At 65.7% G+C, this 26567-nt stretch carries 22 protein-coding genes and 2 pseudogenes; 14 read left to right on the top strand and 10 right to left on the bottom strand.

The annotated features are described in order from the left end of the window. Window positions 1-239 precede the first annotated feature (239 nt). Window positions 240-2363, top strand: coding sequence for an Rv1355c family protein (locus tag ACLP4W_RS15085; protein WP_442387187.1), 2124 nt, complete (start codon window positions 240-242; stop codon window positions 2361-2363). A 9-nt stretch (window positions 2364-2372) separates the two neighbouring features. Here ACLP4W_RS15085 and ACLP4W_RS15080 read toward each other — a convergent pair whose 3' ends face one another. Next, window positions 2373-3740: a cytochrome P450 gene (locus ACLP4W_RS15080; protein WP_442387185.1), complete on the bottom strand. Its 1368-nt coding sequence runs from the start codon at window positions 3738-3740 to the stop codon at window positions 2373-2375. 106 nt (window positions 3741-3846) lie between these two features. On the opposite strand from ACLP4W_RS15080, the pseudogene ACLP4W_RS15075 reads away from it, so the two are divergent. After that, window positions 3847-4092, top strand: a pseudogene (locus ACLP4W_RS15075) (hypothetical protein); the annotation flags it as partial. Between the two features lie 94 nt (window positions 4093-4186). On the opposite strand, the gene ACLP4W_RS15070 reads toward ACLP4W_RS15075, so the two are convergent. Then, window positions 4187-4936 carry a hypothetical protein gene (locus ACLP4W_RS15070; RefSeq protein ID WP_442387183.1) on the bottom strand — a complete coding sequence of 250 codons (750 nt, stop codon included), beginning with the start codon at window positions 4934-4936 and terminating at the stop codon, window positions 4187-4189. Window positions 4937-6251: 1315 nt separating this feature from the next. Here ACLP4W_RS15070 and ACLP4W_RS15065 point away from each other — a divergent pair. The 3 genes from ACLP4W_RS15065 to ACLP4W_RS15055 all read left to right on the top strand — a co-directional run bounded on the left by ACLP4W_RS15065 (window position 6252) and on the right by ACLP4W_RS15055 (window position 8661). Continuing rightward, complete coding sequence (locus tag ACLP4W_RS15065) at window positions 6252-7205, top strand: GNAT family N-acetyltransferase (RefSeq protein ID WP_442387195.1); 954 nt, start codon at window positions 6252-6254, stop codon at window positions 7203-7205. Between the two features lie 81 nt (window positions 7206-7286). After that, window positions 7287-7976 carry a DUF5642 family protein gene (locus ACLP4W_RS15060; RefSeq protein WP_442387181.1) on the top strand — a complete coding sequence of 230 codons (690 nt, stop codon included), beginning with the start codon at window positions 7287-7289 and terminating at the stop codon, window positions 7974-7976. 28 nt (window positions 7977-8004) lie between these two features. Next, window positions 8005-8661, top strand: a complete 657-nt coding sequence (locus ACLP4W_RS15055) for a DUF5642 family protein (RefSeq protein ID WP_442387179.1) — start codon at window positions 8005-8007, stop codon at window positions 8659-8661. A 1-nt stretch (window position 8662) separates the two neighbouring features. Here ACLP4W_RS15055 and ACLP4W_RS15050 read toward each other — a convergent pair whose 3' ends face one another. After that, window positions 8663-9259, bottom strand: a complete 597-nt coding sequence (locus tag ACLP4W_RS15050) for an alpha-ketoglutarate-dependent dioxygenase AlkB family protein (RefSeq protein WP_442387193.1) — start codon at window positions 9257-9259, stop codon at window positions 8663-8665. 68 nt (window positions 9260-9327) lie between these two features. Between ACLP4W_RS15050 and arcA the strand changes: the two genes are divergently transcribed. Beyond that, entirely contained in the window at window positions 9328-10539 is a 1212-nt protein-coding gene (arcA, locus tag ACLP4W_RS15045; RefSeq protein ID WP_442387177.1) for an arginine deiminase, read from the top strand. A gap of 30 nt (window positions 10540-10569) precedes the next feature. Here the strand turns inward: arcA and ACLP4W_RS15040 are convergent, their stop codons facing one another. Further along, window positions 10570-12135, bottom strand: a complete 1566-nt coding sequence (locus ACLP4W_RS15040) for a dolichyl-phosphate-mannose--protein mannosyltransferase (RefSeq protein WP_442387175.1) — start codon at window positions 12133-12135, stop codon at window positions 10570-10572. A 24-nt stretch (window positions 12136-12159) separates the two neighbouring features. Between ACLP4W_RS15040 and rsmI the strand changes: the two genes are divergently transcribed. After that, a complete protein-coding gene (gene rsmI / locus ACLP4W_RS15035; protein ID WP_442387173.1) occupies window positions 12160-13002 on the top strand; it encodes a 16S rRNA (cytidine(1402)-2'-O)-methyltransferase in 843 nt (280 codons plus the stop codon). A 6-nt stretch (window positions 13003-13008) separates the two neighbouring features. Here rsmI and ACLP4W_RS15030 read toward each other — a convergent pair whose 3' ends face one another. From ACLP4W_RS15030 to ACLP4W_RS15010, 5 genes are all read right to left on the bottom strand, one after another. Then, window positions 13009-13947, bottom strand: a complete 939-nt coding sequence (locus ACLP4W_RS15030; protein WP_442387171.1) for a hypothetical protein — start codon at window positions 13945-13947, stop codon at window positions 13009-13011. Between the two features lie 120 nt (window positions 13948-14067). Beyond that, window positions 14068-15321 (bottom strand): aminodeoxychorismate synthase component I, encoded by a 1254-nt coding sequence (locus tag ACLP4W_RS15025; protein ID WP_442387169.1) that lies wholly within the window; start codon window positions 15319-15321, stop codon window positions 14068-14070. Window positions 15322-15393: 72 nt separating this feature from the next. After that, window positions 15394-16311: an RNA polymerase sigma-70 factor gene (locus ACLP4W_RS15020; protein WP_442387168.1), complete on the bottom strand. Its 918-nt coding sequence runs from the start codon at window positions 16309-16311 to the stop codon at window positions 15394-15396. After that, a complete protein-coding gene (locus ACLP4W_RS15015; protein WP_442387166.1) occupies window positions 16308-17507 on the bottom strand; it encodes an NAD(P)/FAD-dependent oxidoreductase in 1200 nt (399 codons plus the stop codon). Before ACLP4W_RS15015 ends, ACLP4W_RS15020 begins: the two co-directional genes overlap by 4 nt. Before the next feature lie 107 nt (window positions 17508-17614). Continuing rightward, a complete protein-coding gene (locus ACLP4W_RS15010) occupies window positions 17615-17953 on the bottom strand; it encodes a hypothetical protein (RefSeq protein ID WP_442387164.1) in 339 nt (112 codons plus the stop codon). 65 nt (window positions 17954-18018) lie between these two features. Between ACLP4W_RS15010 and ACLP4W_RS15005 the strand changes: the two genes are divergently transcribed. The 4 genes and pseudogenes from ACLP4W_RS15005 to ACLP4W_RS14990 all read left to right on the top strand — a co-directional run bounded on the left by ACLP4W_RS15005 (window position 18019) and on the right by ACLP4W_RS14990 (window position 21718). Beyond that, window positions 18019-19884 (top strand): putative bifunctional diguanylate cyclase/phosphodiesterase, encoded by a 1866-nt coding sequence (locus ACLP4W_RS15005; RefSeq protein WP_442387162.1) that lies wholly within the window; start codon window positions 18019-18021, stop codon window positions 19882-19884. 43 nt (window positions 19885-19927) lie between these two features. After that, window positions 19928-20116 (top strand): hypothetical protein, encoded by a 189-nt coding sequence (locus tag ACLP4W_RS15000; protein ID WP_442387160.1) that lies wholly within the window; start codon window positions 19928-19930, stop codon window positions 20114-20116. Beyond that, a pseudogene (locus ACLP4W_RS14995) lies at window positions 20104-20757 on the top strand (hypothetical protein); the annotation flags it as partial. The gene ACLP4W_RS15000 and the pseudogene ACLP4W_RS14995, both read left to right, overlap by 13 nt. 229 nt (window positions 20758-20986) lie before the next feature. After that, the gene (locus ACLP4W_RS14990) at window positions 20987-21718 is read left to right on the top strand and encodes a TetR family transcriptional regulator (protein WP_442387158.1); all 732 of its coding nucleotides are present in this window, start codon (window positions 20987-20989) and stop codon (window positions 21716-21718) included. Window positions 21719-21846: 128 nt separating this feature from the next. Here the strand turns inward: ACLP4W_RS14990 and metG are convergent, their stop codons facing one another. Further along, the gene (metG, locus tag ACLP4W_RS14985; RefSeq protein WP_442387156.1) at window positions 21847-23406 is read right to left on the bottom strand and encodes a methionine--tRNA ligase; all 1560 of its coding nucleotides are present in this window, start codon (window positions 23404-23406) and stop codon (window positions 21847-21849) included. 19 nt (window positions 23407-23425) lie between these two features. Here metG and ACLP4W_RS14980 point away from each other — a divergent pair, with 19 nt between their 5' ends. The 3 genes from ACLP4W_RS14980 (at window position 23426) to rsmA (ending at window position 26507) form a co-directional block, all read left to right on the top strand. Continuing rightward, on the top strand, window positions 23426-24280 hold the full coding sequence (locus tag ACLP4W_RS14980) for a TatD family hydrolase (RefSeq protein ID WP_442387154.1): 855 nt from the start codon (window positions 23426-23428) through the stop codon (window positions 24278-24280). 173 nt (window positions 24281-24453) lie between these two features. Further along, window positions 24454-25581, top strand: coding sequence for a transglycosylase family protein (locus tag ACLP4W_RS14975; RefSeq protein WP_442387152.1), 1128 nt, complete (start codon window positions 24454-24456; stop codon window positions 25579-25581). Next, on the top strand, window positions 25545-26507 hold the full coding sequence (gene rsmA, locus ACLP4W_RS14970; protein ID WP_442387150.1) for a 16S rRNA (adenine(1518)-N(6)/adenine(1519)-N(6))-dimethyltransferase RsmA: 963 nt from the start codon (window positions 25545-25547) through the stop codon (window positions 26505-26507). The genes ACLP4W_RS14975 and rsmA overlap by 37 nt, the downstream gene beginning before the upstream one ends. Window positions 26508-26567 lie beyond the last annotated feature (60 nt).

The following is a 26567-nucleotide window of genomic DNA, read 5'->3' as shown; positions in this document are numbered from 1 at the left end:
AACCTCGTCAAAATCAGTGTCCTGGCCGCATGAAACCAACACCACAACCGACCCGGCAATCTCAACCAGCCGGCACCACCGATCGCCACCATCCCGGCGACCCTTTTTCAGGTCTTAGTAGCTAGCTCCAACCATCGGCACTGTTCGATCCGGCCGTCGGTGCTTTCGACGAAGTCTGGCTCCGGGATCGGCCCGCAGTGGGATGCTTTTAGCCCCGTGATGCTATACATCAGAGCAAGATGCACGAGCCCGACGCAAACGCCTACAGAGCGCAAATTCTCGACCCCGATAAGCCTGCCGACAGTTCTGCATTGCAGCGGCTTCAAGCAGATCCCAGGGTGGAGTTCATTGATCACCGCGAGGCACAACAGGCCGGTTTGCGCAGCCTTCGCCCCCGACCCGATGATGAGCTGGTCGCAGAACCGGGCCGTTGGGCCTATTACCCATGGCGACGAACGGTTGTGGCGGTACTGGGCCCGCGCGGGTTTCGCGCGGTGCGCCTGGACCGCAATCGCAACAACATCACCCCGCCCGAGCAGGACAAGCTTGGTGCACTGCGCATCGGCGTCGCCGGCCTGAGCGTCGGGCATGTCATCGCGCACACCCTGGCCGCCCAGGGACTGTGTGGCCTCCTTCGCCTGGCCGACTTCGATCGTCTGGAACTCTCGAATTTGAATCGGGTGCCGGCCAGCGTGTTCGACCTTGGCCTCAACAAGGCCCATGTGGCCGCTCGTAGGGTCGCCGAGCTTGATCCTTATCTACCGGTCGACGTTTTCGATGCCGGGCTTACGTTAGGCACCGTAGATGAGTTCGTTGATGGGTTGGACATCGTCGTGGAGGAGTGCGACGCGCTTGATATCAAGGCCGCGCTTCGGGTGGCCGCCCGGGCGCGCGGGATCCCGGTGTTGATGGCTACCAGCGATCGCGGACTAGTCGACGTGGAACGCTTCGATCACGAGCCTCAGCGCCCGATTCTGCACGGTCTGCTGGGCGAGCTGGATCTCGGGTTGCTTCCGGGCATGAGCAGCCGTGAAAAAGTTCGACACGTCCTGCGTCACCTTGAGGCCGAACGGTTGTCGCCACGTGCCGCCGCGTCACTGATAGAGATTGACCGCTCGTTGTCGACCTGGCCGCAACTGGCCTCGGATGTGGTGTTGGGTGCGTCGGTGCTTGCCGAGGCCGTACGCAGAATCGGGCTGGGTGAAGAACTGCGCTCGGGCCGAGTCCGCATCGATATCGGCCGGGCGCTCAACCAGCTCAGTGAACCCGCTATGGCCCAGGATCGCCTCGCCCCGCAAGAGCGTCATGAAACGCCGGCACTACCCGGAATACCCGGTGTGGTCGCGGCTGCCGCGATCCGCGCCCCATCGGGTGGAAACGTACAGCCCTGGTGCGTCCAAGCCGCACCCACCGACATCACCATCGAGCTTGACGTCCAACACACTTCAACGATGGACGTCGGATTCCGCGGCAGCGCCGTCGCGTTCGGCGCCGCCGTGTTGAACGCGCGGATCGCCGCTGCCGCCCACCACGCTCTCGGACCCGTCACCCTTACCGATCGCGCTGACGGATCGCCGCTGCGCGCCGTCCTGAAATTGACCGATGGCGCCGACCCCAACCTCGCCGGCCTCTATCAACCGATGCTCGCCCGCGAAACCAGCCGCCATCACGGCAGCCCCGAACCGATCGACACCGCCACCATCGACGCACTCACCGCCGCAGCCCAACGGGAGGGCGCGCTGCTACGCCTGCTCACCGATAGAGACGACATTGCGCGCGCGGCGACGATTCTGGCCGCATCCGATCGCACCCGCTACTTGACGGCGCACCTGCACCAGGACATGGTCTCGGAACTCCGCTGGCCCGGGGATCCCAACCCCGACACCGGGATTGACGTGCTCAGCCTGGAACTCGATGCTGGCGAGCTCGCGGTGCTCGACATCCTCCGCCGCCCAGACGTCATGGCCCACCTGGCCGAGTGGAATGCCGGCAGCGCCCTGGGCGAGGATACCCGCGACCGCATACTAGCCAGTTCTGCGCTGGCTGTTATCAGCGTGCCCGGGCAGGCGCTTCGCGACTACGCGAAGGGAGGCTCGGCCGTCGAGCTTGTCTGGATCATCGCCCAGCAGCGAGGGCTGTCAGTCCAGCCTGTCTCACCGGTCTTCTTGTACGCCCAGAACCGAGCCGAAATCGACCAGTTGTCAACCGCTTTCGCCGACCAGTTAACACAATTGCAGAGCGATTTCCGGCGTCTGACTGACGTCCCGAGCGAAGAATCCATCGTGCTGGTTTTACGGTTCGCGGTCGGGCCACCGCCATCAGTGAAGAGCCGCCGCAGCCTTGACCGAGTCCGGCTTGGCTGACCGGAAAAGTCAGCGGCGCCGTACGCGGGCCCAAATCGGAGCCGCCGCGACCATCGTGAACGGCACGGCGAGCGGGAAATCATCTTCCAGAGAATGGATTTCGACTCTTCGAACAATGGTCGCCAACGCGAGTGCGGCTTCCAGCATGGCAAAATGATCCCCGATACATGAGCGAGGCCCGCCGCCGAACGGAATGTACTGCCAACGGTCGCCACCATCAGAACGCTCTGGACTGAATCGGTCCGGGTCGAACTTCAACGGATCGTCCCATAGGCGCGGATCGCGTTGTACCGCCATTCTTCCGAACGCCAGCATCGTGCCGGCTTCAACGCGGAAGCCGGCAACTTCAACGTCGCGCGTCGCCATCCGTGTGCCCGTCGGCCCCGGCGGGCAGAGCCGCAGCGCCTCCTGAAGCACCTGAACCGTAAAGCCCAGACGTGGAACATCATCGGGAGTGAGTTGACGATCGCCGAGTTCAGCGACTTCCGCCGCGGCGCGCTCTTGCAAATCAGGATGGCGACCCAATGCCCACAACGCATAGGTCAGAGTCGTCGCCGTTGTGTCGTGACCCGCGAACAAGAAGATGATCATTTCGTCGCGGATAGCCGTGTCCGACAACGACTGCCCGGTTTCAGGGTCGGTCGCGGCGATCAACGCTTGCACCAGCGGCGCGTCCCGGGCTGGGTCGATACGACAGGCTTCCAGAATCTCATCTGCAAGCGCGCGAATCGTCGCAGCCGCCGCACGCGCACGCCGTCGCGCCGGCGTGGGCATCCACTCTGGTGCGCGCAGCGGCCGCAGCGCCCGCGTGACGGCGTAACTCGTCGCGACACGCAACGGCTCGGCGACCGCATCGGCCCGCTCATCGAGGTCTAAACCCAACACCGAGCGACCCAACGCCCGCAACGTAAGGGTGCGGCACTGCGCATCCAGATCGATTACTGTGTCGTCGCGCCAGGTGGCACATACCATCTCCGCCGCCTCGGCCATGTGCCCGCCGAACTGCCGGACACGCTGCCGGGTGAATACCGGCTGCAGTGTGCGGCGACGCGGTAGCCACTCGGCGTGCGGCAAGACGAACAGATTGCCGCCGAGCAGTCGGCGAAGCTCGGTCGCGACCGTGCTCGTCTTATCGACAGAACCATCTCTAACGCTGACAATGTCGCGAATACCTTGCGGTGAAGTCGCGATAACGATCTGCGGCATCAGCCACTTAGGTCCCAGGATCACTCGGGTAACCGGCCCACCAGCATCGCGAAGCTTGTCGACCCCAGTATGAAAATCCCTCACAGCCTTCAAACGTTCGCGATATGGCAGCGGGTTTTTCGGGGCCAACGGCAGCGCGGCTACGCCACGAATGGATTCCCTGACGGACACAGCGTCGAGCCTACAGTGGTTGCCTTGGCGGCCCGGCATCTTCAGACGCGGCCCACCACATCAAATCGATCATTAAGTCGCGGCGAGTCGCACATGTGCCGTTCGCGTCGAGACCGTAAGCGCGGCCAGGGCACTGCTTGATTTGGGATGCCATCGCGCGCAGGGCTTTCTGCTGTCCCGTCCGGTGGATAGCGCTGCAATGGATTCGATGCTCGCTGGGCGCGTCGTACCGATGGACTTCTCCACCGCGGGAGATTGGCCACGTGACGATTCGTTTGCATCGAACAACCGCGGGACCGGCAAGTCCCCGGGGAGGACCTCCGCTCGCGCTAGGCTGGAGCCGCTTCGATGATGCGCGGCTGAATCACACTGCTCGGCGTTGAGAGTCTGGGCACGCGCCGATCGGATAGCCAGCATCCGCTCGACTGGCGTGATGGTACGCACTATCACGCCCCACCGAAAACAAGAGCTTCCGTCTCATACTGGCTGTAAAAGTCTTGAGTCAGCTGCTTTGTTTCCATGAGTATTTTGGCAACCTGTTCTGGTTCTGCATGATTCACGAAATCGCGTCGGTTCCACCACATCATCTTGGTTTGGTAGCGTTTATCGGGGTAGGGCGTCGCGGGAATACCTGCCACCACCCCTCCAGACGAGCGCCACCGGTTCAGTGCGTAGGCCGCGGCTGTAGCCATGCAAAATTGAACGTCGAGTAGAGCCATCATGTGGAAAGCGCTGCGAGCCACGGCGCTGGTGAGGCCAGGACTCCGATCCGGATCGTCGGTTGCCCATGCCGACTTCATCTCCAGGACGCCGAACGGCACCCGGTCGTTGATCATATTGCGGACAGCCTGTTCGCCGGGTTGCCCCGCCCATTCGACGACCGCGTGCGAGTCGTCGGCCGACCGCAGCGGTCCCTTGGCTCGGACGCCGGCCACCATCTGTCCGGCGTCGTCGAGCACCGCGAAGAACATGATGGTGTCAGCACCGTTGCGCAACGCGTCGAGGTCGAGAGCACACTCCACACCATGCTTGCGATAGCTGCGATGCGCGCCGGTTGAGTACTCGGCCCACAAGTCAGGGTCGGCCGACGGCTGTGAAACCACCAATGTGCAGTCGATGTCCGGATCACGCCAGCTGAGGCCGTCCCGGAGACGGAATTCGTCTACGCTTGTGGCATCCTGTAATATAACGGTCATTGGCATCCTTGGTTTGGGGGGGCGTAGACTTCGAGTTTGTTATTCCCGCGCCTTTAGTACTTACGGGATGGGTTTTATTAAATCATTATACTTCGAGTACATATCTGCCTGCTAAAATCCGTTCTCCGACCCTTCACAGCGTCAATACCCAGACTCAAGGAGTGCAAACGCCAAGCGGACCGAGAGTCAGCGTATTACTAATCGCAAGGAGCATACCTCCAAAACGCCGTTTAGCTATAGCCGAAAAGAGGCGGTGCGTCAATGTGGCAAGCGCCATAGAATCTCTTACTGTCCGGTAATATTCGGCTAGGCCGAGAAACTAAAGCCGAATGAGATTGGGTCACCAATCCGTGGGTGCCGCCGAACGGTGATGCATTAGTTCCGTTCCAGCATTTCGGTGGCCGTCTAGGAGCCCGGTTGAGTCCGTCGCCAGAATAATTACCCCAGCGAAATTACTGGAATTGCGGTGACTACCGACTGTATGGCTCCCAGCAATGAACGACGGCAGTAGGTAAGCATTGCTTGAGTCGGAAAACTTGGCTGCTCTAGCAGCATCGGAGCGGCAAGACCAGGTTTAATATGTCTTCGAAACCAAAACGACGACCGGATACCGTTCGGTGTGCGCGGCGCAAGTCCGGGCGGGTGACTGCAGCAGCCCTGCTTTGCCGAAGGATCCACGAGTAACGAGCCCAGGCCTCGGCCAACGGCAGTGGCGGGTTGCGGGCGATCTGGCCCCGCATCGGCTCGCAAGAGCAGACCAGCTACCGTGCTCCGCTGCAATCCGGGAATCCGCACCGGTCACAAAACGCAGCGCACACCAAACTCGGGATACTTCGCTCATTCAGTGCCCGACGGCCAGCCTTGTGCTTCACAAACCGCACAACGCGGATTTCGCAAATGCTTTCACCGTTTCAGCTAAACGCCGGCTGGCGGTGCCGGCAAAAATGGTCACACCGCACTGATTCTGCCGTTGCAAACACGGCATGCTACGGAACCTCACATCCTCGTTTGTGGTGACGGCGGCATTGGCAATGACATACAACGACCCGGAACCGGAGCAGAAGAATGGGCCCCTACACTGTGTCGGCGCGCGGGCGCGCGTCTTCTTGTTCTTGCCGCACCAGCACCCGACGCCATACCCTGAGTCGCATCGCACCGCGAGATGGCACGGGTGCCTGTCGCGGATGGGACGACAACAGGGCGGCGGGTTCATGGCAGTGCGGGCACCGCGAGTTCCCGTCCCGTGCGGAAACTCCGCGGCCCCTGGTATGTCGCAGTGGCCGGATTGACCGGCGCGCGGGCAGAAGAGCTCGCGATGATGGACATCTTCAAGGGATGCCCCGCCGAGGACTTGGTGCCGTTGGCGGCCTGCCTCCAGCCGCTGCGCGCCGCGGCCGGCCAGGTGCTGATGCAGCAGGGTGAGCAGGCGGTTTCGTTCCTGCTCATCTCGTCGGGTTCCGCCGAGATCAAACGTGTCGGTAGCGACGGTGTGGTGGCCATCGGACAGGCGTCTCCTGGCGAGATCGTCGGAGAGATTGCCCTGCTGCGCGACATCCCGCGGATCGCGACGGTCACCGCGGCCGAACCGCTCGGCGGCTGGATCGGCGACAGCGACGCCTTCACCCAATTGGCGGGCATCCCCGGGGTCATGCCGCGGCTGCTGCGCACGGTGCGCCAGCGGCTCGCCGCATTCATCACTCCGATCCCGATACGGGTTCGCGACGGCACCCATCTGATGGTGCGCCCTGTCCTCCCCGGCGACAGGGAGCGGACCGTGCACGGCCACATCCAATTCTCCAGCGAGACGCTGTATCGGCGGTTCATGACGGCTCGCGCTCCCACTACGGCGCTAATGCAGTACCTGTCCGAGGTCGACTACGTCGACCACTTCGTCTGGGTGGTGACCGACGGCAGCGACCCGGTGGCCGACGCGCGCTTTGTTCGTGACGAGAACGATCCAACGGTCGCGGAGATCGCGTTCACCGTCGCCGACGCCTATCAGGGTCGGGGGATCGGGAGCTTCCTGATCGGCGCCCTGGCCATCGCCGCCAAGGTTGACGGAGTCAAAAGATTTTCCGCGCGAATGCTTTCCGACAACGTGTCGATGCGCGCGATCATGGACCACTACGGCGCGGTCTGGCAGCGCGAAGACGTCGGCGTGATCACCACCGTCATCGATGTGCCCCGCCGGCGTGACCTGCACCTCCCGCGTGACATGGTTGATCAGATCAAGCGCGTTGCCCGCCAAGTGATCGAGGCGGTCGGCTGACCGCGGTAGCGCTCAGAATGCCAGCCGGTGTGGGGTTGGCGACAAGCGGCCTGATGCCCACCCGTCGTGATATGAACGGGCATGCGGCCGTTCCGGATTGGCCCGGTGGCACCTTACGTGCTCACACTGTTGGTGACCGCATGCGCTCATTCGCCCGCGCCCACGCAGTCGGCCACGCCCACAAAGCCGCCTTCGGCTTATGGCACTGCCGTCAACCCCGCCAACATCAAGCGGGTCGTTCGCGAGCTGCCGCCCGGCTATGAGGTGAGCACCGGCATTCCCAGCGGGGCCTCACCGAGGGTGATCTGGGGTCTTGAAGCGGGTGCGAGGGCCAGGCCGCCGCAATGCGCCAGACTCGCCGACCCCGGCGACGGACGCGACCAATCCGGGCAGGGCGTCTCCGGGTCGGGCCCCGGCGGCATCGTCGATGCGGTGGTGGTGGCTTTGCCGGGGCCGGTGGACCTGGACCCCCACGTCGTGGCGGCATGTGCCCAGTGGACCATGATCGCCGCGCGCACCACGGCCGGCGTTCGCCTCACCGACCCCCCGCACATCGACGGCGCACAAACCCTCGGCATGGTGGCCGACATAAAGTCATCCGTCGAGTCGGGAACCGAAATCGAGTCGCGGACATACACATTCACCGCGTACCTGGGCAACTATTACGCGTTCACCACGCTGACGACAGACCCAGGTTCGGCACTCCCAGCACTGCCGCCGCAGTTCGCCGCTGACCTGCTCGTCAAAACGGTGTCCACGTTGCGCAGCTGAGCCGTCTGCCTTCGGTAGATTGGCCACGATGTTGAAGGTGTTGCTTGCGACCGCTTCCGTGTGCGTGCTCGCCGGCTGCTCATCGGGTACCGAGACGTCCTCGGCGAAGGCCGACATCAGCAAGGTCGCCGACGTGAAGTCGAGCTTCGGACCCGAGTACAAAGTCGCCGACATCACCGAACGGGCGATCGACCCCAAGCTGCTGTCCGCCCGGAAGCTGCCGGATGGGCTGACTTTCGATCCGGCCAACTGCGCGAAAGTCGCGGTGGGACCGGAAATGCCGCCGGACTTGCAGGGCAATATGGCCGCCGTCTCCGCCGAGGGCAACGGCAACCGGTTCGTCGTCATCGCCGTGGAGACGTCAAAAGCCCTGCCATTCAACGACCCCGGGAAGGACTGCACCAAGGTCGCATTCTCCGGGGCCCAGGTGCGGGGCGGCATCGAGGTGATCGATGCGCCGCACATCGACGGGGCGCAGACGACGGGCGTGCACCGGATACTGCAAGCGCTGGTGGCCGGGGCTGCCCGCACGGGCGAGCTCTATGACTATTCCGCTCAGTTCGGCGACTACCAAGTGATTGTCATCGCCAATCCGCTCGTCGTCGCGGACCAGCCGGTTGCCAAGGTGGATACTCAACGCGCCCGCGACCTGCTCGTCAAGGCGGTGGCCGCGGTCCGGAGCTGACCTAGCGCACGTCTCGCGGCCGGAACTGGATGCTGACGCGCGGGCCGGTGGGTGCCGAGGTCTTAGGGACCGCGTGCTCCCAGGTGCGTTGGCATGATCCGCCCATCACCAGCAGGTCGCCGTGGGCCTGCGGCAGTCGCAACGAGGGACCGCCGCCCCGCCGCCTCATTGCGAAAGTGCGTGTGGCGCCGAGGCTGACGATCGCCACCATGGTGTCCTGCGAGCTGCTGCGACCGATGGTGTCGCCATGCCAGGCCACGCTGTCGGAGCCGTCGCGATAGCAACACAACCCGACCGTGGTGAACGGCTCACCGAGCTCGCCCGCGTAGATGTCGTTGAGCCGCCGCCGCAACCGTGCCAGCGCCGGATGCGGGGGATCTTCGACGGTCAGGTCGTGGAAACTCACCAGCCGCGGCACGTCGACCACCCGGTCGTACATTTGGCGGCGTTCGGTCCGCCACGGCACGGTCGACAGCAGGGCATCGAGCAGGTCCTCGGCGCCCGTCAGCCAGCTGGCGCGGATCTCGATGAAGGCGCCGTCACCGAGCTGTCTGCGCTCGGTGTGCTCGAACAGCGAGGTTTGCACCGCGATCCCCACGCCGGCCAGTCTATCGCACATTCGTTCGATGAAATGGCTTCGACCGGCCCAACGACTACGGTTTAGCTGTGGGTGTTGTTGAGCTGGGCACCAATTCCGAGGTGGGCGCGCTGCGGGTCGCCATCCTGCACCGCCCCGGAGCCGAGTTGCGACGACTCAATCCACGCAACAATGACCAGCTGCTGTTCGACGGATTGCCCTGGGTGGCGCGCGCCCAGGAGGAGCACGACCAGTTCGCCGAGTTGCTGCGGTCCCGCGGGGTCGACGTGCTGCTGTTGTCCGACCTGCTGACCGAGGCGCTCAGCCATAGTGGGGCCGCCCGGATGCAGGGCGTCGCCGCCGCAGTCGACGCCCGTCGGCTCGGAGTGCCGTTGGCACAGCGACTTTCGGCCTATCTGCGCGGCCTCGACCCGGTCAGGCTGGCGCGGGTGCTGATGGCCGGCATGACGTTCAACGAGCTCCCGCCGGACACCCGGAATGACGTGTCGTTGGTGATTCGCATGCACCATGGGGCGGATTTCGTCATCGAACCACTGCCGAACCTGGTGTTCACCCGTGACTCGTCGATATGGATCGGGCCGCGGGTGGTGATCCCGACGCTGGCGCTGCGGGCCCGGGTTCGCGAGGCGTCGTTGACCGACCTCATCTATGCCCATCACCCGCGATTCACCGGGGTGCGGCGTGCCTACGAGTCGCGCACGGCCCCCGTCGAGGGTGGTGACGTGCTGCTGCTCGCCCCCGGTGTGGTCGCGGTCGGGGTCGGTGAGCGGACCACCCCGGCCGGTGCGGAAGCGTTGGCGCGCAGCCTTTTTGACGACGACCTGGCGAACACGGTGCTCGCGGTGCCGATCGCCCAGCGGCGCGCGCAAATGCACCTGGACACGGTGTGCACGATGGTCGACACCGACACCGTGGTGATGTACGCCAACGTCGTCGACACGCTCTCGGCCTTCATGATCCAGCGCACGCCCGATGGCGTCACCATCGGCGATGAGGCGCCGTTTCTCGAGGCCGCGGCCAAGGCGATGGAGATCGACAAGCTGCGGGTGATCGACACCGGGATAGACCCCGTCATCGCCGAACGCGAGCAGTGGGATGACGGCAACAACACGCTGGCTTTGGCGCCCGGTGTCGTGGTTGCCTATGAGCGCAACGTGCAGACCAACGCCCGCCTACAGGACGCGGGCATCGAGGTGTTGACCATCGCGGGCTCCGAATTGGGAACCGGTCGCGGGGGTCCACGCTGCATGTCCTGTCCGGTCGCGCGCGACCCTCTTTAGTTTTCGGCGATGTGCCGAGCTTGCCGCCACTTACCGCCAGCTGGGCAGCCAGATTTCCATGTTCCAGGTCTGCTGCGAGATGGGTAGGCCGGTGAGCACCGGGAAAAGCCACGCGAAGTTGGTCACCACCAAGGCGACGTAGCAGGACACGGCGATCAGTCCCAGAGTGCGTCGTTCGGAGCTTTGACCGCGCGCGTAGAGGATGTCGCCGCAGATCAGCGCGATGCCCATGACCAGGAACGGTGCCATCGTCGCCGCGTAGAAGAAGTACATCTGCCGGTCGATGTCGGCGAACCAGGGCAGCCATCCCGCGCAATAACCGACCAAGATGACGGCGTAGCGCCAGTCGCGGCGAACCAGCATTCGCCACACGGCGTAAATCAAGACCGGCACCGACAGCCACCACATGGCCGGAGTGCCAACGAGCATCTCCGCCTTGACACACGACTGCGCACCGCAACCGGCAACGTTCTGCTGGTCGATGGCATACAGCACCGGCCGCAACGACATTGGCCAGCTCCAGGGTTTGGATTCCCACGGGTGGTAGTTGCCGGCGGAATTCGTCAGGCCCGCATGGAATTGGAAAGCCTTTGCCGTGTAGTGCCAAAGCGAGCGAATGGCGTCTGGGAGTGGGACAACGGAGTGGGGACCGATCGACAGACCGACCTCATGGCGATCGATCGCAGTCTCGGACGCGAACCACGGCGCGTAGCTGGCCAGGTAGACCGCAAGCGGGATGAACACCAGCGCATATGCGGTGGGGATCAAGTCACGTCGCAGCGCCCCCAGCCAGGGCCTGGTCACCTGGTACTGGCGCCGTGCGGCCACATCGAACGCCAACGACATCGCACCGAAGAACACCACGAAGTAAAGACCGGACCACTTTGTCCCGCAAGCCAATCCGAGGAGGACCCCCGCCAAGAAGCGCCACCAGCGCACGCCCAGCCGTGGACCCCACACGGTTTCGGCGTTGCGGCCCTCCAGGAGCGCGACATGCATTCGTTGCCGTACCTGGTCGCGGTCGACGATGAGCGCGCCGAAGGCCGCGACCATGAAGAAGCTGAGTAAGCCGTCGAGCAACGCGGTCCGCGCGGCGACGAAGCTCACGCCGTCGCAGATGACCAGCACGCCGGCGATGGCGCCGATCAAGGTCGAACGGCTGATCCGCCGGACGGTCCGCATCACCAGCGCCACCATGACCACGCCAAGCAGCGCACCGGTGAACCGCCAGCCCACCCCGTCGTAGCCGAAGATCGCCTCGCCGATCGCAATCAGTTGCTTGCCGACCGGGGGGTGGACGACCAGACCGAACCCCGGGTTGTCTTCCACCCCGTGGTTGTGCAGCACCTGCCACGCCTGGGGTGCGTAATGCTTCTCGTCGAAGATGGGTGTGCCGGAATCGGTGGGCGAGCCCAGGTTGAGGAACCGGGTCACCGTTGCCAGCACCGTGATGACGCCGGTCACGACCCAGCCGCGAATCTGGTCGGTTGGCCCGAAGTCCGCGACGGGAACCAGCGGCCCGGGGCTGACGACGGGTACGACGCGCTCGACGCGGTTTCCCAAGGCGGCGGATGCTTCGCGGGGCGGGGCGGTCATCACGTCGATCGTAGGCTGTCCGTCATGACCTCTGGTCGCCTGTTGCTGGGCGCGACCCCCCTGGGCCAGCCATCGGATGCCTCGCCACGCCTGATCGATGCGCTGGCCCGCGCCGATGTGGTGGCCGCCGAGGACACCCGGCGGGTGCGAATCCTGGCCAGGGCGCTCGACGTCGAGATCACCGGTCGGGTGGTCAGCCTGTACGACAGGGTCGAGACCGCGCGGGTGCCCGCCCTGGTCGACGCGATCAAAGCCGGCGCGGCGGTGTTAGTGGTCAGTGACGCCGGAATGCCCTTGATCAGCGACCCCGGCTACCGGCTGGTCGTCGCCTGCGTGGAGGCCGGACTGCCGGTGCAGTGCCTCCCCGGGCCGTCCGCGGTGACGACCGCGCTGACCGTGTCCGGCCTGCCGTCAGAAAGGTTCTGCTTCGAAGGATTCGCCCCGCGCAAGAAGTCGGCTCGTCGAACATGGCTGGCCTCGTTGGCCGACGAGCCGCGCACCTGCGTGTTCTTTGAATCGCCGCGCCGGTTGGCCGCCTGCCTGCGCGATGCCGTTGAGGAACTCGGCGGCGAGCGCCGGGCGGTGGTGTGCCGAGAGCTGACCAAGGTGCACGAGGAGGTGCTGCGAGGTTCGCTCGAGGAGCTGGCGACGTGGGCTGCCGACGGTGTCCTAGGCGAGATCACCGTGGTGCTCGCCGGCGCGATCCCGAGCGCCGACCTGCCGTCTCTGATGGCGGAAGTGGGGGCCCTGGTCGCCGGTGGTGTGCGCGTCAAAGACGCCTGCAGCGAGGTGGCCGGGGCGCATCCGAGTGTGCGTTCGCGCCAGCTCTACGACGCGGTTCTGCGATCGCGCGAAGACACCGGTTGAGTGGGGTTAGGGGGTGCAGACCCCGTGGAAGGGACCGGCGGTGGGGGTGCAGAATCTCGGGGCGGGTGGCAGCTGCGGCGGTGCCGGCAAGGCGGGCAGTGCCGGAAGACCCACCGATGGGAGGCCTACCGCTGGGAGACTGACATTCGGGAGGCCCACCGCTGGGAGACCGACATTCGGCAGGCCCACCGCTGGCAGGCTCACGTTCGGCAGGCCCACTGCCGGGAGAGCGGCTGCCGCGGGTAGCCCCACCGACGGCACACTCAGCGACGGGAGACTGACGTTCGGCAGCAGGCCCAGATTCTTCAGATAGCTGTACGCGATGGCGGCAGTGGCGACGGTGCCCACGACGCCGGAGCCCAGTCCGATGATGTCGCCCCCGACGCCCACGACGGCCTGGATGATGGAGACGCCCGCGCTTACCCCGCTCGGCACGGCGGCTGCGGTGGCGATTCCGCCTATGGCGGGCAGCAGGCCGGGCACCTGGCTGGCCACGGCCAACGGGTCGAAGGGCAGGCCCGCGGCGCCAAGAAGGCCCAGGTCGGGCTCGGCGGGAAGGACCGGGAGCACCGACCCGCCCCCGGCGGATATGCCCGGCGAAGCCACCCCGGGCACCGCGCTGGCGGCCGACGGTTCCGGGCCACTTGGTTCGGTGGCCACTCCGGGCGCTATCACATTGGACGCCGCTGAAAACGGCGTGGGCGACGCCGCTACCTGCGCGGCGGGCGCCGCCGCCGCGGCCGGCTCCGCTGCAGCTTGGCTGGCCGGTCCCGACGGTGTCGGCGTCTCGGGCATCAGGACCGACGCCACTTTCTCGCATACTCCGCCGCCGGTGCCGCACGTTACCGCGGTCGGCAGCGGCGTGCTGACCGAGGTCAGCGGCGTGACCGCCAGCGTCCCACCCAGGAGCGCAGAAGCTGCGGCGCCCAGGATAGCGATTCTCATTACGGCCCCCTCCGGCGGTCGACTCGCGATCGGCGCGGGTCTATGCCTGCAGCTTAAGCGCTCGCGGCCCGTGATGCGGCCGTTATCCGAAATTCAATGGCCGGGGCGCGGATGTCTCAGCTAACCGACCGACGCCGTGATCGCGATGCTCGGCAGCCCGACGATCGGGGCCGCCTTGTGCAGGCATTCCTCCCACTCGGCGTCGGGACCGGAGTCGGCGGTGATCCCGCCGCCGACTCCGAGCACGGCGCTGCCCGCGGGGTGGAACTCGACGGTGCGGATCGCGACGTTCAGCTCACATCCGGCGATCGGGGATGCCAACCCGATTGTGCCGCAATATATTCCGCGACGGCACCGCTCCAACTGCGAAATCAGTTGGCGGGCACGATGTTTGGGAGTTCCGGTGACCGAAGCTGGGGGAAAGGTGGCGTCTAACAGCGCCGACGTGGGTAGTTCGACGGGAACCTGCGCCGACACCGTGGACACCATGTGCCACACGCCCGGAGCGCGCCGCACAACCAGCAGCTCGGGCACGGTAACCGTGCCGACGATCGCAACCCGGCCAAGGTCGTTGCGGACCAGGTCCACGATCATGATGTTCTCGGCGACCTCTTTGGCCGAAGCTCGCAGCGCCGACGGCCACGCATCCAGCGGCAGGGTGCCCTTGATCGGGCTGGATGTCACGACCGCTCCGCGGCGTCGCAGGAAAAGCTCGGGAGACAGCGACGCCACCGCGCCCCACGGTCCAGCAACGTAGGCCGCCCGGGCCGGCGAGGTGCGTGCAACGCCGTCGATGAAGAAATCCAGCGGCGCCCCGGCGACCATCCCGGTGAACTGCGTGCAAACGCACGCCTGGTAGACCTCACCGGCGCGGATCGCCTCCAGGCAGGCCAGCACCCCGCCGCGGTGTGCCGCCCGGTCGGCCGCGCCCCAGTCGATCCGGCAATCACCCGCCGGCGCCGGTGTTGCCGCCAGCGCGGCGGTCAGCCACTCGGGCATGGCCGCACCAGAAAGGCTTTCGTACCACCACTGCCCGTCCCGGTCGCGGCGCAGAACGCAGTCGGTCCAGCCGCCGGCGGCTTCGGGGATCCGGTTCGGCTGCCCATCGGCACCGGGATCGGGGTAGGACAGGTACCCGACCCAGCCGCCGCCCACCGCCTCCGCATCGAGCGTGTGCGGGCCCAGCCGGACCGCGAACGCGTCGGCGATGTCGACCGGCTGGACCGACAGGCTCGGCGCGATCACCGCGAGCGCACCGAACCAGTCGCCGGTCAGAGCGGCGGGCGGCGGCAACTCGAGCCGGCTGGTGGCGTCACCGATGGCGCGCAGCACACGGGGTGCGGCGCCAAGGTCGCCGAGCCGGTCGATTCGCACCGCCCTAGCTTGACAGAGCGCTGGATTTTCGCACCGCGGGCGGTCCTTTGCGGTCCTTTGTGGTTGCTGCGCCTAGCCGCGGCTGATGTCGCGAGCTGTCGCCAGGGCCGTGAGCTTTTGCGGGTTGCGCATCACGTAGAAGTTGGTGATCTTGTCGTCGGCGATCTCGAGCGTGATCACACCCTCCAGCTGTTCGCCCAGGTAGAGCAACACCGCAGGAGCGCTGTTACAGGTCACCGTCTGCACGTGCAGCGTGGTCCCGGCTTTGTGTATCAGCCCGGCGATGGCCCGGGCGACGCGCTCGGCGCCGACAACCGGTTTGCGGGCGGCGCTCACGATGCCGCCGCTGTCGGCCGTCCAGGTGGCGTCCGGGGCGAGCATCGCCATCAGCGCCCGCACGTCGCCGCTGGCTGCTGTGGCCAAGAACTGGGCGGTGATCTGTGCGTTGCGTTCGGGGTCTATGGATATTTTCGAGGCCTCGGATCGCTTCCGCCGCGCCCGTACGTGTTCGCGGGCGCGGTGCGCGACCTGTCGTATGGTCGGCGCCGGTTTGCCTACCGCCTCGGCGATCTCGCCGTAGTCGAAACCGAAAACCTCCCGCAGCACGAACACCGCCCGTTCGTCGGGGCTCAGCGTCTCCAGTAAGACCAGCATCGCCATCGAAACCGATTCCGCCAGAACGACATCGGCTGACGGGTCCTGGTCGTCGAGTAGCAGCGGCTCGGGCAGCCACGGGCCCACGTAGTCCTCCCGGCGACGTGCGTCGGCCCGCAGCGCGTTGAGCGCCTGCCGGGTGACCAGCTGCGCCAGGTAGGACTTGGTGTCGCGCACGGTCGACAAATCGACTGCCGCCCACCGCAGATAGCCGTCCTGCAGCACGTCGTCGGCATCGGTTGCCGAGCCCAGGATTTCGTAGGCGATGGTGAACAGCAACGGCCGCAGCAGGGTGAACCGTTCGGCATGCTCACGGCCGCGCGACGGCGGGGTCATGGGAGCACGGCCTCTTGGTCGGCCGGCAACCGCGCGGGCCGCGTGCCGCCTTTGAGCCAGAAGTACGACCCGGGTTTGGCGGCCTCGCGCCGGATGGACCACAGCGTGCCCTTGCAAATCGCTTCCTTGATGGACGCGGCGCTTCGGCCGCCGACGACCACGTTCACCGGGGTGTCGTCCTTGCGCGCGAACTGAACGGTGCCGTGGGTGCGGCCCAGGCTGACGCACTGACCCACGAACGCCTGGTTCAGCACCGCGGGCGTGCTGCCGGCGATGCGGCTCAGCACCGTGTTGGCGGCTTGGGCGCCCAACGGCCCGGCGGCTTGGCAGCTCATCCGCAACGGCTGGCCCGACGGCGCGGCGGCGTCACCCGCGGCGACGATGCGTTGGTCGTCGACGCTGGTCAGCGTTTCGTCGGTGAGCAGCCGGCCCAACGCGTCGGTGCGAAGCCCGCTGCGCGTGGCCAGGTCCGGCACCGCAAAACCCGCCGTCCACACGGTCGCCGCGCTGGGCAGCACGGCGCCGTCGGTGAGCACCACCGCGTCCCAGCGCACCTCGCCAACTCTGATGGTTTCCAGGACGGACTCCAGCACGTTGACGCCGAGCTTGCGCAGTCGCCCGGCCACCGAACGCCTGCCCCGCCGGCTCAGCGACGGGCCGAGGACGCTGCCGCAAACGAGGGTTACGGACCGTCCCAGCTGGGCCAGCTCGGCAGCGGCTTCGATGCCGGTCAGCCCGGCGCCGACCACGGTGATCTGTGCGGCCAGCGGCAGGTCGGCGAGCGCATAGCGCAGCCGTTGGGCGCTTTCCAGATCGGCTACCGAATGGGCGAATTCGGCCGCGCCGGGCACCCCGGACCGCGTCGCGCCGGTACTCCCGACGGCATAGATCAGGTAGTCGTAGTTCAGCTCGGCACCCGAGCTCAGCAGGACGCGCCGGTCGGCCGTCTCGATGCGGTCGACGGTGTCGACGATCAGCCGGATGCCGTCGCCGAGCAGCGTGGCGTAATCGGCGGTCGCGGCGCCGGTGTCGGCGACCAACTGGTGTAAGCGGATCCGCTCGACGAACACCGGACGCGGATTGATCAGGGAGACGTCAAGGTCGGGGCGCTGTCGCAGACGGTTGGCCGCCAGGGTTCCGGCGTATCCGCCGCCGACAACGACGACATGAGTTCTTTTAGCGGCCATCTCGGTCATTCGTGTCTCCTACTCTCACGGGACTTGTGCCCTTGAGACACCGCAGGCCGGCCGGGCGTGACAGCCCTGTCCGCGATTGTGAGCTGTCTCACTGGCGAGCTCGCCGCTCAACCGCCCCTGGGCACGAAGACGAAGTTGTTGACGTAGACGCCGTTTTTGCCGCCGGCGCGAGCCGACGTTTCGCCGAGCGTGCCACAGGCATCTCCAGTGGTCGCTTTTGCAAGCTCGGCGGAGCCGGGCGCACGCGCGCCGCCGGTCGACGCCGATGCGGGCCAGGTGTACGGCCAGAAACCGCCTTCCAGCTGCGCCGGGCGGTGATACGCTTCCCAGCACCAAGTTCGTGACCTGCCCCGGGCCGAATAGACCCACCGAAAACCAAAAAAATATGGGGCTCTTTTCAGTGCACAGCGGTGTGCAATGGGAGAGGCAATCTCGAAGACCAACATTCCCTGATTGGGCCCCCGAAAAGGCCAAGCCAAGCCGGGCCATGTGCCCCATATCGGAGGAGCCCGTGCCGCGCAGCGTGGATCTCGTCGTCACCTCCGTGGCTACCCAGCTGATGGAGGCCACGGGATCCACCGCGACCCAGGTGAGTGAAAAGGTGCTCGCACAGCTTGTCCAGCAGTTCGATCTGGACGCCAGCTTCTTGCGCCACCACGATCACGACATCCGGGCCTCGGTGCTGGTCGCGGAGTGGCCGCCGCGCAGCGACGTTTCAGACCCGGATCCGATGGCGGTCGTCCATTTCACCAGCGCCGACCCGGTGCTCGCACAGTGCGAACACGGCAGGAAACCCGTCGTGGTCCGGCCGGACCAGACCAACCGCGCGTTCCAGCGCTGGATAGGGGCGGCGAAGCAGGTCGCCTCGCCCTCGGTGGCCGCCGCCCCGCTGGTTTCGGGCGAGGTGACCACCGGCGTGCTCGGCTTCGTCAAGTCGGGCGCCAAGAAGTGGAAGCAAGCAGAGATCAACACGCTCGAAGCGGTCGCCGCCCTGTTCGCGCAGCTTCAAGCCCGCATCGCGGCCGAAGAAAAGCTCCGTTACCTGGCCGAGCACGACGATCTGACCGGCCTCTACAACCGTCGGGCGCTGGTCGCGCATCTGACCGAAAGGCTCGAAGCCGGAAGCCCCGGCCCCGTCGCCGTCCTGTACCTCGACCTGGATCGGCTGAAGCCGATCAACGACTACCTCGGCCATACCACGGGGGACTGGTTCATCAGGGTTTTCGCGCAACGCCTCCGGGTGTGCGCGGGCAATCACAGCATGATTGCCCGGCTGGGTGGCGACGAGTTCGTCGTCATTCCGGACCAGCCGATGTCGACGGGAGCCGCGGAGTCGTTCGCTCGTCGCCTGGGGGCCATGCTGCGTGAACGCCTGGCCATCGGCGGTCACATGATCACCCGCACGGTGAGCATCGGGCTGACTGTCGGTATGCCGGGGCGTGACAACAGCACCGATCTCTTGTGCCGGGCCGACGAGGCCGTGCTGACAGCCAAGCGCGGCGGCGGCAACCAGGTTGCGCTGTCCACCGATGACATGTCCTTGAAAAGCGCCTTCCGCAACGACATCGAACTGCATCTGCAAGGTGATCTCGACAGCGAAGCGCTGCTGCTGCACTACCTGCCCGAGGTCGACCTGTGGACCGGCGCCGTCGTCGCGGCGGAGGCACTGGTGCGCTGGCGGCACCCGGTATGGGGACTGCTGCTGCCGGATTCATTCATCGGGGTAGCCGAATCGGCGAACCTCGCCGGAGAGCTGGGCCGGTGGGTAATGCGAAGCGCCTGCGCCGAATTCAGCAGGTGGCGAGCCAACGGCGTTGGAGAAAGCGCCATATTGCGCATCAACGTGTCCCCCGTTCAACTGATCACCCGCGGTTTCGTTCGTAGCGTCGCCGATACCATCGAGGAGTTCGGCATCGACGGCGGGTCGGTCTGCCTCGAGATCACCGAGCGTGCCGTGGTGCACGACATCGAAACCGCTCGCAAAACCCTGTCAGAGCTCAAGGAGGTCGGGGTCCAGATCGCCATCGACGACTTCGGCACCGGGTATGCGGTTCTGTCGCACCTGAAGTCCCTTCCGGTCGACATGCTCAAGATCGACACCGGCTTCGTCCGCGACCTGGGCACCAACGCCGGCGACCTGGCCATCGTTCGGGCGATCATCGGGCTCGCTGAAGCCTTCGGCCTACAAGTGGTGGCCGAGGGAGTCGAGACGCCGGCTGCCGCATTGACTTTGATGCAATACGGATGTCACCGGGCGCAGGGATTCTTGTTGTCGAAACCTGTCCCGGGCAATGCGATGGAAGCGTTGCTGTCCGCGCGCTGGATGCCGATGCCGTTCCTCGCCGACCGCGAGGCGTTGTCGTTAGGCGCGATCTAACCCTGGTGACGATGCCTCGTTCGTTGAAAGAGAGCGCGCTGTCGTGACCGTCGCGTGCACGGCACTGATGCTGAACGGATGTGGTGGTCATAGTAACCCCGGGCCGCTGTCCGCGATGGTCTTCCCGGCCATGCCGCCTACCATTCAGGAGATACCCAACCCGCTGCGCGGCCAGTACGAAGATCTGCTGAATCCGCTTTTCCCGCAGGGTAATCCGGCGCAGCGCCCGTGATCAGCGAGTGGTGCCAGTTGCCCAGCGGAACCGACCCGCGTTCCTATTACGAAAAGGGACTGCATGACGTCGTCAGGTATCACGTGTCGATGACATCGAGCGTCAACTTCCCGGACCGGGACTCGACCTCGGCGATGGACCCCAAGTTGTATCTGCTGTGGGCCCAAGCCAATACCTCCGCCGGTTATCGGTACTCGGTCGAGGTGCGGCCGGGATCGCAATCGATGCAGGGGAAAGTGGCGACCATGTCTGTCGTTTGGACCAATTACGGCTCGGCAGCCGCCACCGAGCAGTGGGCGCCCGGCTACAAGCTGGTGGACTTCTCAGGATCGGTGGTCAGGAGTCTGCCGGCAACGGTGAACCTCAAGACGCTGGTCCACGACTATTCCAGCCAGTCACGCGAGGAGGCGGTCCCGGAGTCGTCGACCGAGTCGGTTCGCATCGACCTGACCGGCTTGGCGCCGGGGCACTACACGCTGCGCGCGTCCGTGGACTGGCAGCAGCACAAGCCGGGCGCATCAGACGTGGTGAACTATGCGCCCATGGCGCTGGCCCGCGATGTCCGCGACAGCGCGGGGCTGTATCCGATTGCCACGCTTGACATACCGCGTGACTCGACGACATCAGCCAATGGTCAATGACATGTTGCACGCGGACCGGTTCGAACACTTCCGCCAATTCCTCAGGCGGCGTGCGGCACTCGCGATCACCGCCAGTTCGACGGGCGCGAAACCCCATCGGCACGACCGGCGCATTGCGCAACAAGGACCGTGTTGCACCGGCTGTTAGGCTTAGCCCTGGCCGGAAGACTTGAAGAGGCCGACGTCAGTGGTCTAAGCACATCAACGGAGCTCCGGAGGTGCAGTCGCGATGGCGCGTCAGGTTCGATCTGAAGCCACTCGGCGAAAGATCCTCGATGCTGCAATAGACGTGTTCAGCGAGGTTGGGTACGCCGCAGCCGGGTGGAATACGATCATCGAGCGGACTGGGATGACCAAGGGCGCCCTGTATCACCACTTCGATTCGAAAGAATCGCTGGCATCCGCCATCATCGAAGAAGGTTCCGACACAATACTTATCGCGTTCCGCAACGTGTGTGGGTCGTCATCACCGGCGCTCGAGAGCATGATCCATGGCACGTTCACGATCGCAGATGTGCTCTCCTCGGACAAAACGGCACGCGCGGCTGAGCAATTGATCGCTGCTTTAAGCGGATTCAATGAAGCGGCTGCGCACTTCTGCGCGAGCTTGGTCGAGCTGATGGCGGCTCTGGCCCGGCGGGCAAGCACTGAAGGAGACCTGCGAGAGGACCTCGACCCGGTACTGATCAGCGAATCGATCGTCGGTGCCATGTTCGGAACGCGATTACTGCGCAACGCGATAGCGGCAAAGGGTCTGGTGGGGCACCTTGAAGGGGACAGGGTCGTCGACGATGACGTCGCCGGCCGCACGAGTCAATTCTGGGAGCTTCTGCTGGCCGGCATCGTTACGGAGGCGTCGCTTGCCTACTTCCGCCAATTTCTTGCGCGCGAAGCACTCCGCTATGTCCCGCCCGCTGCGTCTCGCGCTAGTGACGCCGTCGCGGTGCCGACGGCAAACTAGGCGTTTATGACTGCCGTCGGCCGGGATGACAACATCGGGCACGGCCTGTGACGGCAATCTGCCTCCAAGTTTGCTGGAGAGCGCTTCGGTGCCTCGACACTCGCCTCGTTTGCGTCACTTCGTTCCGCTCACTCGACTTGGGAAGAAGCCGGCTGATAGCGCGGGAAAACGCCCGTGGGCGGCGGCAGCACCGTGCCGGGGGCCAGCCGTGCGCCGAGGGCGGTGAACGCCCGTTGGTCTTCGGTCTGGCCGAGCAAGTCCAACAGCTTGCCGGCCGACTCGGGCATGACCGGCTGAGCCAGTAGCGCCGCGATACGGACCGCCTCGCAGGTGACGTAGAGGACCGTACGGAACCTTGCTTGATCCGCCTCGGACTCGCTTTTGCGCAGCACCCACGGCTGCTCGGCGGAAAAATACCTGTTCGCATCGCCGAGCATCAGCCAGATCGCCTCCAGGGCCAAGTGCATCGCCTGCCCGTCGAAATGGGTGCGCACCCGCTCCACCAAGCCATCGGCCGTCGCCAGCAGCTCGATGTCGGCAGCGGTCAGCTCACCGGGTTCGGGCACGACCCCGCGCAGGTTCTTGGCCACCATGGACAACGACCGTTGGGCCAGGTTGCCGAGCTCATTGGCCAGGTCCGTGTTGATCCGCGTGATGATGGCCTCTTCGGTGTAGTTGCCGTCCTGGCCGAACGGGACCTCACGCAGCAGGAAGTAGCGAACCTGGTCGACGCCGAAGGCTTCCACCAGCGCCAGCGGGTCGACGGTGTTTCCCAGGGACTTGCTCATCTTCTCGCCCCGGTGATGCAAGAACCCGTGCGCGAAGACCTTTCGGGGTAGCTCGATTCCGGCCGACATCAAAAATGCCGGCCAGTAGACGGCATGGAACCTGATGATGTCCTTGCCGATCATGTGCAAATCGGCGGGCCAGTAGCGGCGGAACAGCTCCGAGTCGGTATCGGGGAAGCCGGCGCCGGTCAGATAGTTGGTCAGCGCGTCGACCCATACGTACATGACGTGGTCCGGGTCGTCGGGCACCGGAACTCCCCAGTCGAAGGAGGTGCGCGAGATCGAGATATCTGCCAGCCCGCCGGAGACAAAGCTGATCACTTCGTTGCGCCGCACCTCGGGGACGATGAAGCCGGGGTTGGCGTCGTAGTGGGCCAGCAGCTTGTCGGCATACGCCGACAGCCGGAAGAAATAGGACTGTTCCTCGGTCCAGGTCACCGCGGCGCCGGTTTCGGTTGCCACGCGGGTCCCGTCGTCGAGGAGCTGAGTCTCCGATTCGAAGAAGAACCGTTCGTCGCGCACCGAATACCAGCCGGAATAGGCGTCGAGATAAATGTCACCGGCAGCCGACATCCGCCGCCAGATTTCCTTGGACGCCTCGTAGTGGTCGGGATCGGTGGTGCGGATGAATCGGTCGAAGGAGATGTTCAGCGCCTCCTGCACGCGCTGAAATACGTCCGAATTGCGCCGGGCCAGCTGCGCGGTCGGCACACCCGCGGCCGCGGCGGCCTGGGCGACCTTCAGTCCGTGCTCGTCGGTGCCGGTGAGGAAGCGCACGTCGAAGCCGTCGAGCCGGTTGAACCGGGCGATCGCGTCGGTGGCGATGTATTCGTACGCGTGACCCACGTGCGGCGCAGCGTTGGGATACGCGATCGCGGTGGTGACGTAATAGGGCCTCATCGAGATTCCACCCTATTGTGTGGCCGTGAGCTCCAACCGCTCTGGTGAACGCAAAGCGCCGCCGGCGCCCGAGCCACTGGCACCCTTGATCGACGCCCATACCCACCTGGACGCGTGTGGCGCCCGGGACGCCGGGGGAGTGCGGGCCATCGTCGAACGCGCCGCGGCGGTCGGAGTGGGCGCCGTGGTCACCATCGCCGACGACCTGAACTCGGCGCGCTGGGTGACCCGGGCCGCCGAATGGGATCGGCGGGTGTACGCCGCGGTGGCATTACACCCGACCCGCGCCGACGCGCTCGACGGTGCCGCCCGTGCCGAGATCGAGCGACTGGCAGCCCACCCGAGGGTTGTGGCCGTTGGCGAGACCGGCATCGATCTGTATTGGCCCGGGCGCCTGGACGGCTGCGCGCGGCCGGACGTGCAGCGGGATGCCTTCGCGTGGCATATCGACCTGGCCAAACGGTGCGGGAAACCCCTGATGATCCACAACCGGGACGCCGACGCCGAGGTGCTCGACGTGCTGGCGGCCGAGGGAGCCCCCGACAACGTGATCTTCCACTGCTTTTCGTCGGACAGCGCGATGGCCCGCCGCTGCGTCGACGCCGGGTGGTTGCTCAGCCTGTCCGGGACGGTGAGCTTCCGCAACGCCCGCGCCCTGCGGGAGGCGGTGCCGTTGATACCCGTGGAACAACTTCTGGTGGAAACTGATGCGCCATTTTTGACGCCGCATCCCTATCGCGGCGCAGCGAACGAGCCGTACTGCCTCCCATATACCGTGCGCGCGCTCGCTGAACTGGTAGGTCGTCATCCCGAGGAGTTGGCGCAAACCACCACCAGCAATGCTCGCCGGGTTTACGGACTAGCCCCTGACTAGCCCCCGAGTAGCTTTATGGGCCAGTGAATTCCGCCAACACCCTCGCCCCGGAGTTGCTCAACATTGGCCGGTTCGTTACCGTCTTGTGATCGTATGCTGGGGCCGCTTGGCCCGTTTGTCATTTTCTGCTGAATAGTTCGTTGAAGTGTTACTGAGGCCGGGGTAGACGCGCGTTGAGTGTATTGACAAAACTTCATCAATCCCCATCACGGATGTTGCGGCTCGTAGTCGGAGGGCTGCTGTTAGTCCTGGGAATCGCCGGTGGGTTCGCGGTTTCTGCGTGCAAGACGGTGACGTTGACCGTCGACGGAGTCGCGATGCGGGTGACGACCATGAAGTCGCGGGTGGTCGACATCGTCCAGGAGAGCGGCTTCGCCGTCGGCGAGCGCGACGACCTGTACCCCGCCGGCGACGTGCAGGTTGGTGAGGCCGGAAAGATCGTGCTGCGGCGCAGCCGGCCATTGCAGATCTCGCTGGACGGCCACGGCGCCAGGCAGGTTTGGACGACGGCGTCCACCGTGGACGAGGCCCTGGCTCAGCTCGCGATGACCGACACCGCCCCGGTTGCGGCCTCCCGCGGCAGCCGCGTGCCGCTGGCGGGGATGGCGCTGCCCGTCGTTAGCGCCAAGACGGTCCAGATCAACGACGGCGGCGCGGTGCGCACCGTGCACCTGCCGGCACCGAATGTCGCGGGGCTGCTGAGCGCCGCCGGCGCACCGCCGCTCGACAGCGACCAGGTGGTGCCCAGCGCGGCGTCCCCGATCGTCGACGGAATGGAAATCCAGGTGACCCGTAACCGGATTCAGCAGGTCACCCAGCGGATTCCGCTGCCGCCGGGCTCCCGTCGCATCGAGGACCCCGAGATGAACATGAGCCGGCAGGTCGTCGAAGACCCGGGAACCCCGGGTGAGCAGGATGTGACGTTCGCGGTGGCCATGGTCAACGGTGTCGAAACCGGCCGGCTGCCAGTCGCCAACACCGTGATAACGCCGGCCCGCGATGCCGTGCTGCGGGTGGGCACCAAGCCCGGAACCGAGGCGCCCCCGGTGAGCAGTGGATCGGTCTGGGACGCCGTCGCGAGCTGCGAATCCGGCGGAAACTGGGCGATCAACACCGGCAACGGGTTTTACGGTGGCGTGCAATTCGACCTGGGTACCTGGGCGGCCAACGGCGGGCTGCGGTACGCGCCCCGTGCCGACCTTGCCAGCCGCGAAGAGCAGATTGCCATTGCCGAGGTGACACAAGCGCGCCAGGGTTGGGGTGCGTGGCCAGTGTGCAGCGGAAGAGCTGGTGCAAGCTGACCATCCGGCTGCTCGGACGCACCGAGATCAGGCGGCTCGCCAAAGAACTTGAATTTCGGCCCCGGAAAGCTCTGGGCCAGAATTTCGTCCATGACGCCAACACGGTGCGACGGGTGGTTTCGACCTCCGGGATCAGCCGGTCAGACCACGTGCTGGAAGTCGGTCCCGGCCTCGGGTCGCTGACGCTGGCCCTGCTCGACCGTGGCGCCACCGTTACCGCCGTCGAAATCGACCCGGTGTTGGCGCGTCGGCTGCCGCAGACCGTTGCCGAGCATTCGCACAGCGAAATCCACCGGCTGACGGTGCTGAACCGTGACGTGCTGAGCCTTCGCCACGACGAGCAGGCCTTGGGGCCGACAGGCCCGACAGCCTTGGTCGCCAACCTGCCGTATAACGTCGCGGTTCCGGCGCTCTTGCACCTCCTCGCCGAGTTTCCGTCCATTCAGACCGTGACGGTGATGGTGCAGGCCGAGGTCGCCGAACGGCTCGCCGCCGGGCCGGGCGGCAAAGACTACGGCGTGCCCAGCGTCAAGGTTCGTTTCTTCGGAGAGGTTCGTCGTTGCGGCATGGTTTCGCCGACCGTCTTCTGGCCGATCCCGCGCGTCTATTCCGGACTGGTTCGCATCGACCGTTACCCGGCCTCGCCGTGGCCGACCGACGAATCCTTCCGGCGGCAAGTCTTCGAACTCGTGGACATCGCGTTCGCCCAGCGCCGCAAGACATCTCGCAATGCATTCGCCGAGTGGGCGGGCTCGGGGAACGAGTCGGCGAACCGATTGCTGGCCGCCAGCATCGATCCTGCGCGTCGCGGTGAGACGCTGTCCGTCGACGACTTCGTGCGGCTGTTGCGACGTTCTGGTGGTTCGAATGACGGCACCACGCGGACAAGCCCAGACTCGGCGCAGTCACAGGCTTCTGTGAGCTGACCGGGACGCTTCGGAGCGCCGTCAGGCGCCGCTGCGTGTGGTCCGCCTGTCGCAGCGATA

Origin of the sequence: Mycobacterium sp. (assembly GCF_052145595.1) — a bacterium.
Lineage (GTDB): Bacteria > Actinomycetota > Actinomycetes > Mycobacteriales > Mycobacteriaceae > Mycobacterium.
Note: the sequence above shows the minus strand (reverse complement) of the source record. Positions and strands in the feature narration are given on the sequence as shown.

Bases quoted from the DNA above. Each gene is read 5' to 3' on its own strand.
- ACLP4W_RS15085 (WP_442387187.1), top strand. From the start codon at position 240: ATGCACGAGCCCGACGCAAACGCCTACAGAGCGCAAATTCTCGACCCC.
- ACLP4W_RS15070 (WP_442387183.1), bottom strand. From the start codon at position 4,936: ATGACCGTTATATTACAGGATGCCACAAGCGTAGACGAATTCCGTCTC.
- ACLP4W_RS15065 (WP_442387195.1), top strand. From the start codon at position 6,252: ATGATGGACATCTTCAAGGGATGCCCCGCCGAGGACTTGGTGCCGTTG.
- ACLP4W_RS15060 (WP_442387181.1), top strand. From the start codon at position 7,287: ATGCGGCCGTTCCGGATTGGCCCGGTGGCACCTTACGTGCTCACACTG.
- ACLP4W_RS15055 (WP_442387179.1), top strand. From the start codon at position 8,005: ATGTTGAAGGTGTTGCTTGCGACCGCTTCCGTGTGCGTGCTCGCCGGC.
- ACLP4W_RS15040 (WP_442387175.1), bottom strand. From the start codon at position 12,135: ATGACCGCCCCGCCCCGCGAAGCATCCGCCGCCTTGGGAAACCGCGTC.
- rsmI (WP_442387173.1), top strand. From the start codon at position 12,160: ATGACCTCTGGTCGCCTGTTGCTGGGCGCGACCCCCCTGGGCCAGCCA.
- ACLP4W_RS15030 (WP_442387171.1), bottom strand. From the start codon at position 13,947: ATGAGAATCGCTATCCTGGGCGCCGCAGCTTCTGCGCTCCTGGGTGGG.
- ACLP4W_RS15020 (WP_442387168.1), bottom strand. From the start codon at position 16,311: ATGACCCCGCCGTCGCGCGGCCGTGAGCATGCCGAACGGTTCACCCTG.
- ACLP4W_RS15015 (WP_442387166.1), bottom strand. From the start codon at position 17,507: ATGACCGAGATGGCCGCTAAAAGAACTCATGTCGTCGTTGTCGGCGGC.
- ACLP4W_RS15010 (WP_442387164.1), bottom strand. From the start codon at position 17,953: ATGTTGGTCTTCGAGATTGCCTCTCCCATTGCACACCGCTGTGCACTG.
- ACLP4W_RS14990 (WP_442387158.1), top strand. From the start codon at position 20,987: ATGGCGCGTCAGGTTCGATCTGAAGCCACTCGGCGAAAGATCCTCGAT.
- metG (WP_442387156.1), bottom strand. From the start codon at position 23,406: ATGAGGCCCTATTACGTCACCACCGCGATCGCGTATCCCAACGCTGCG.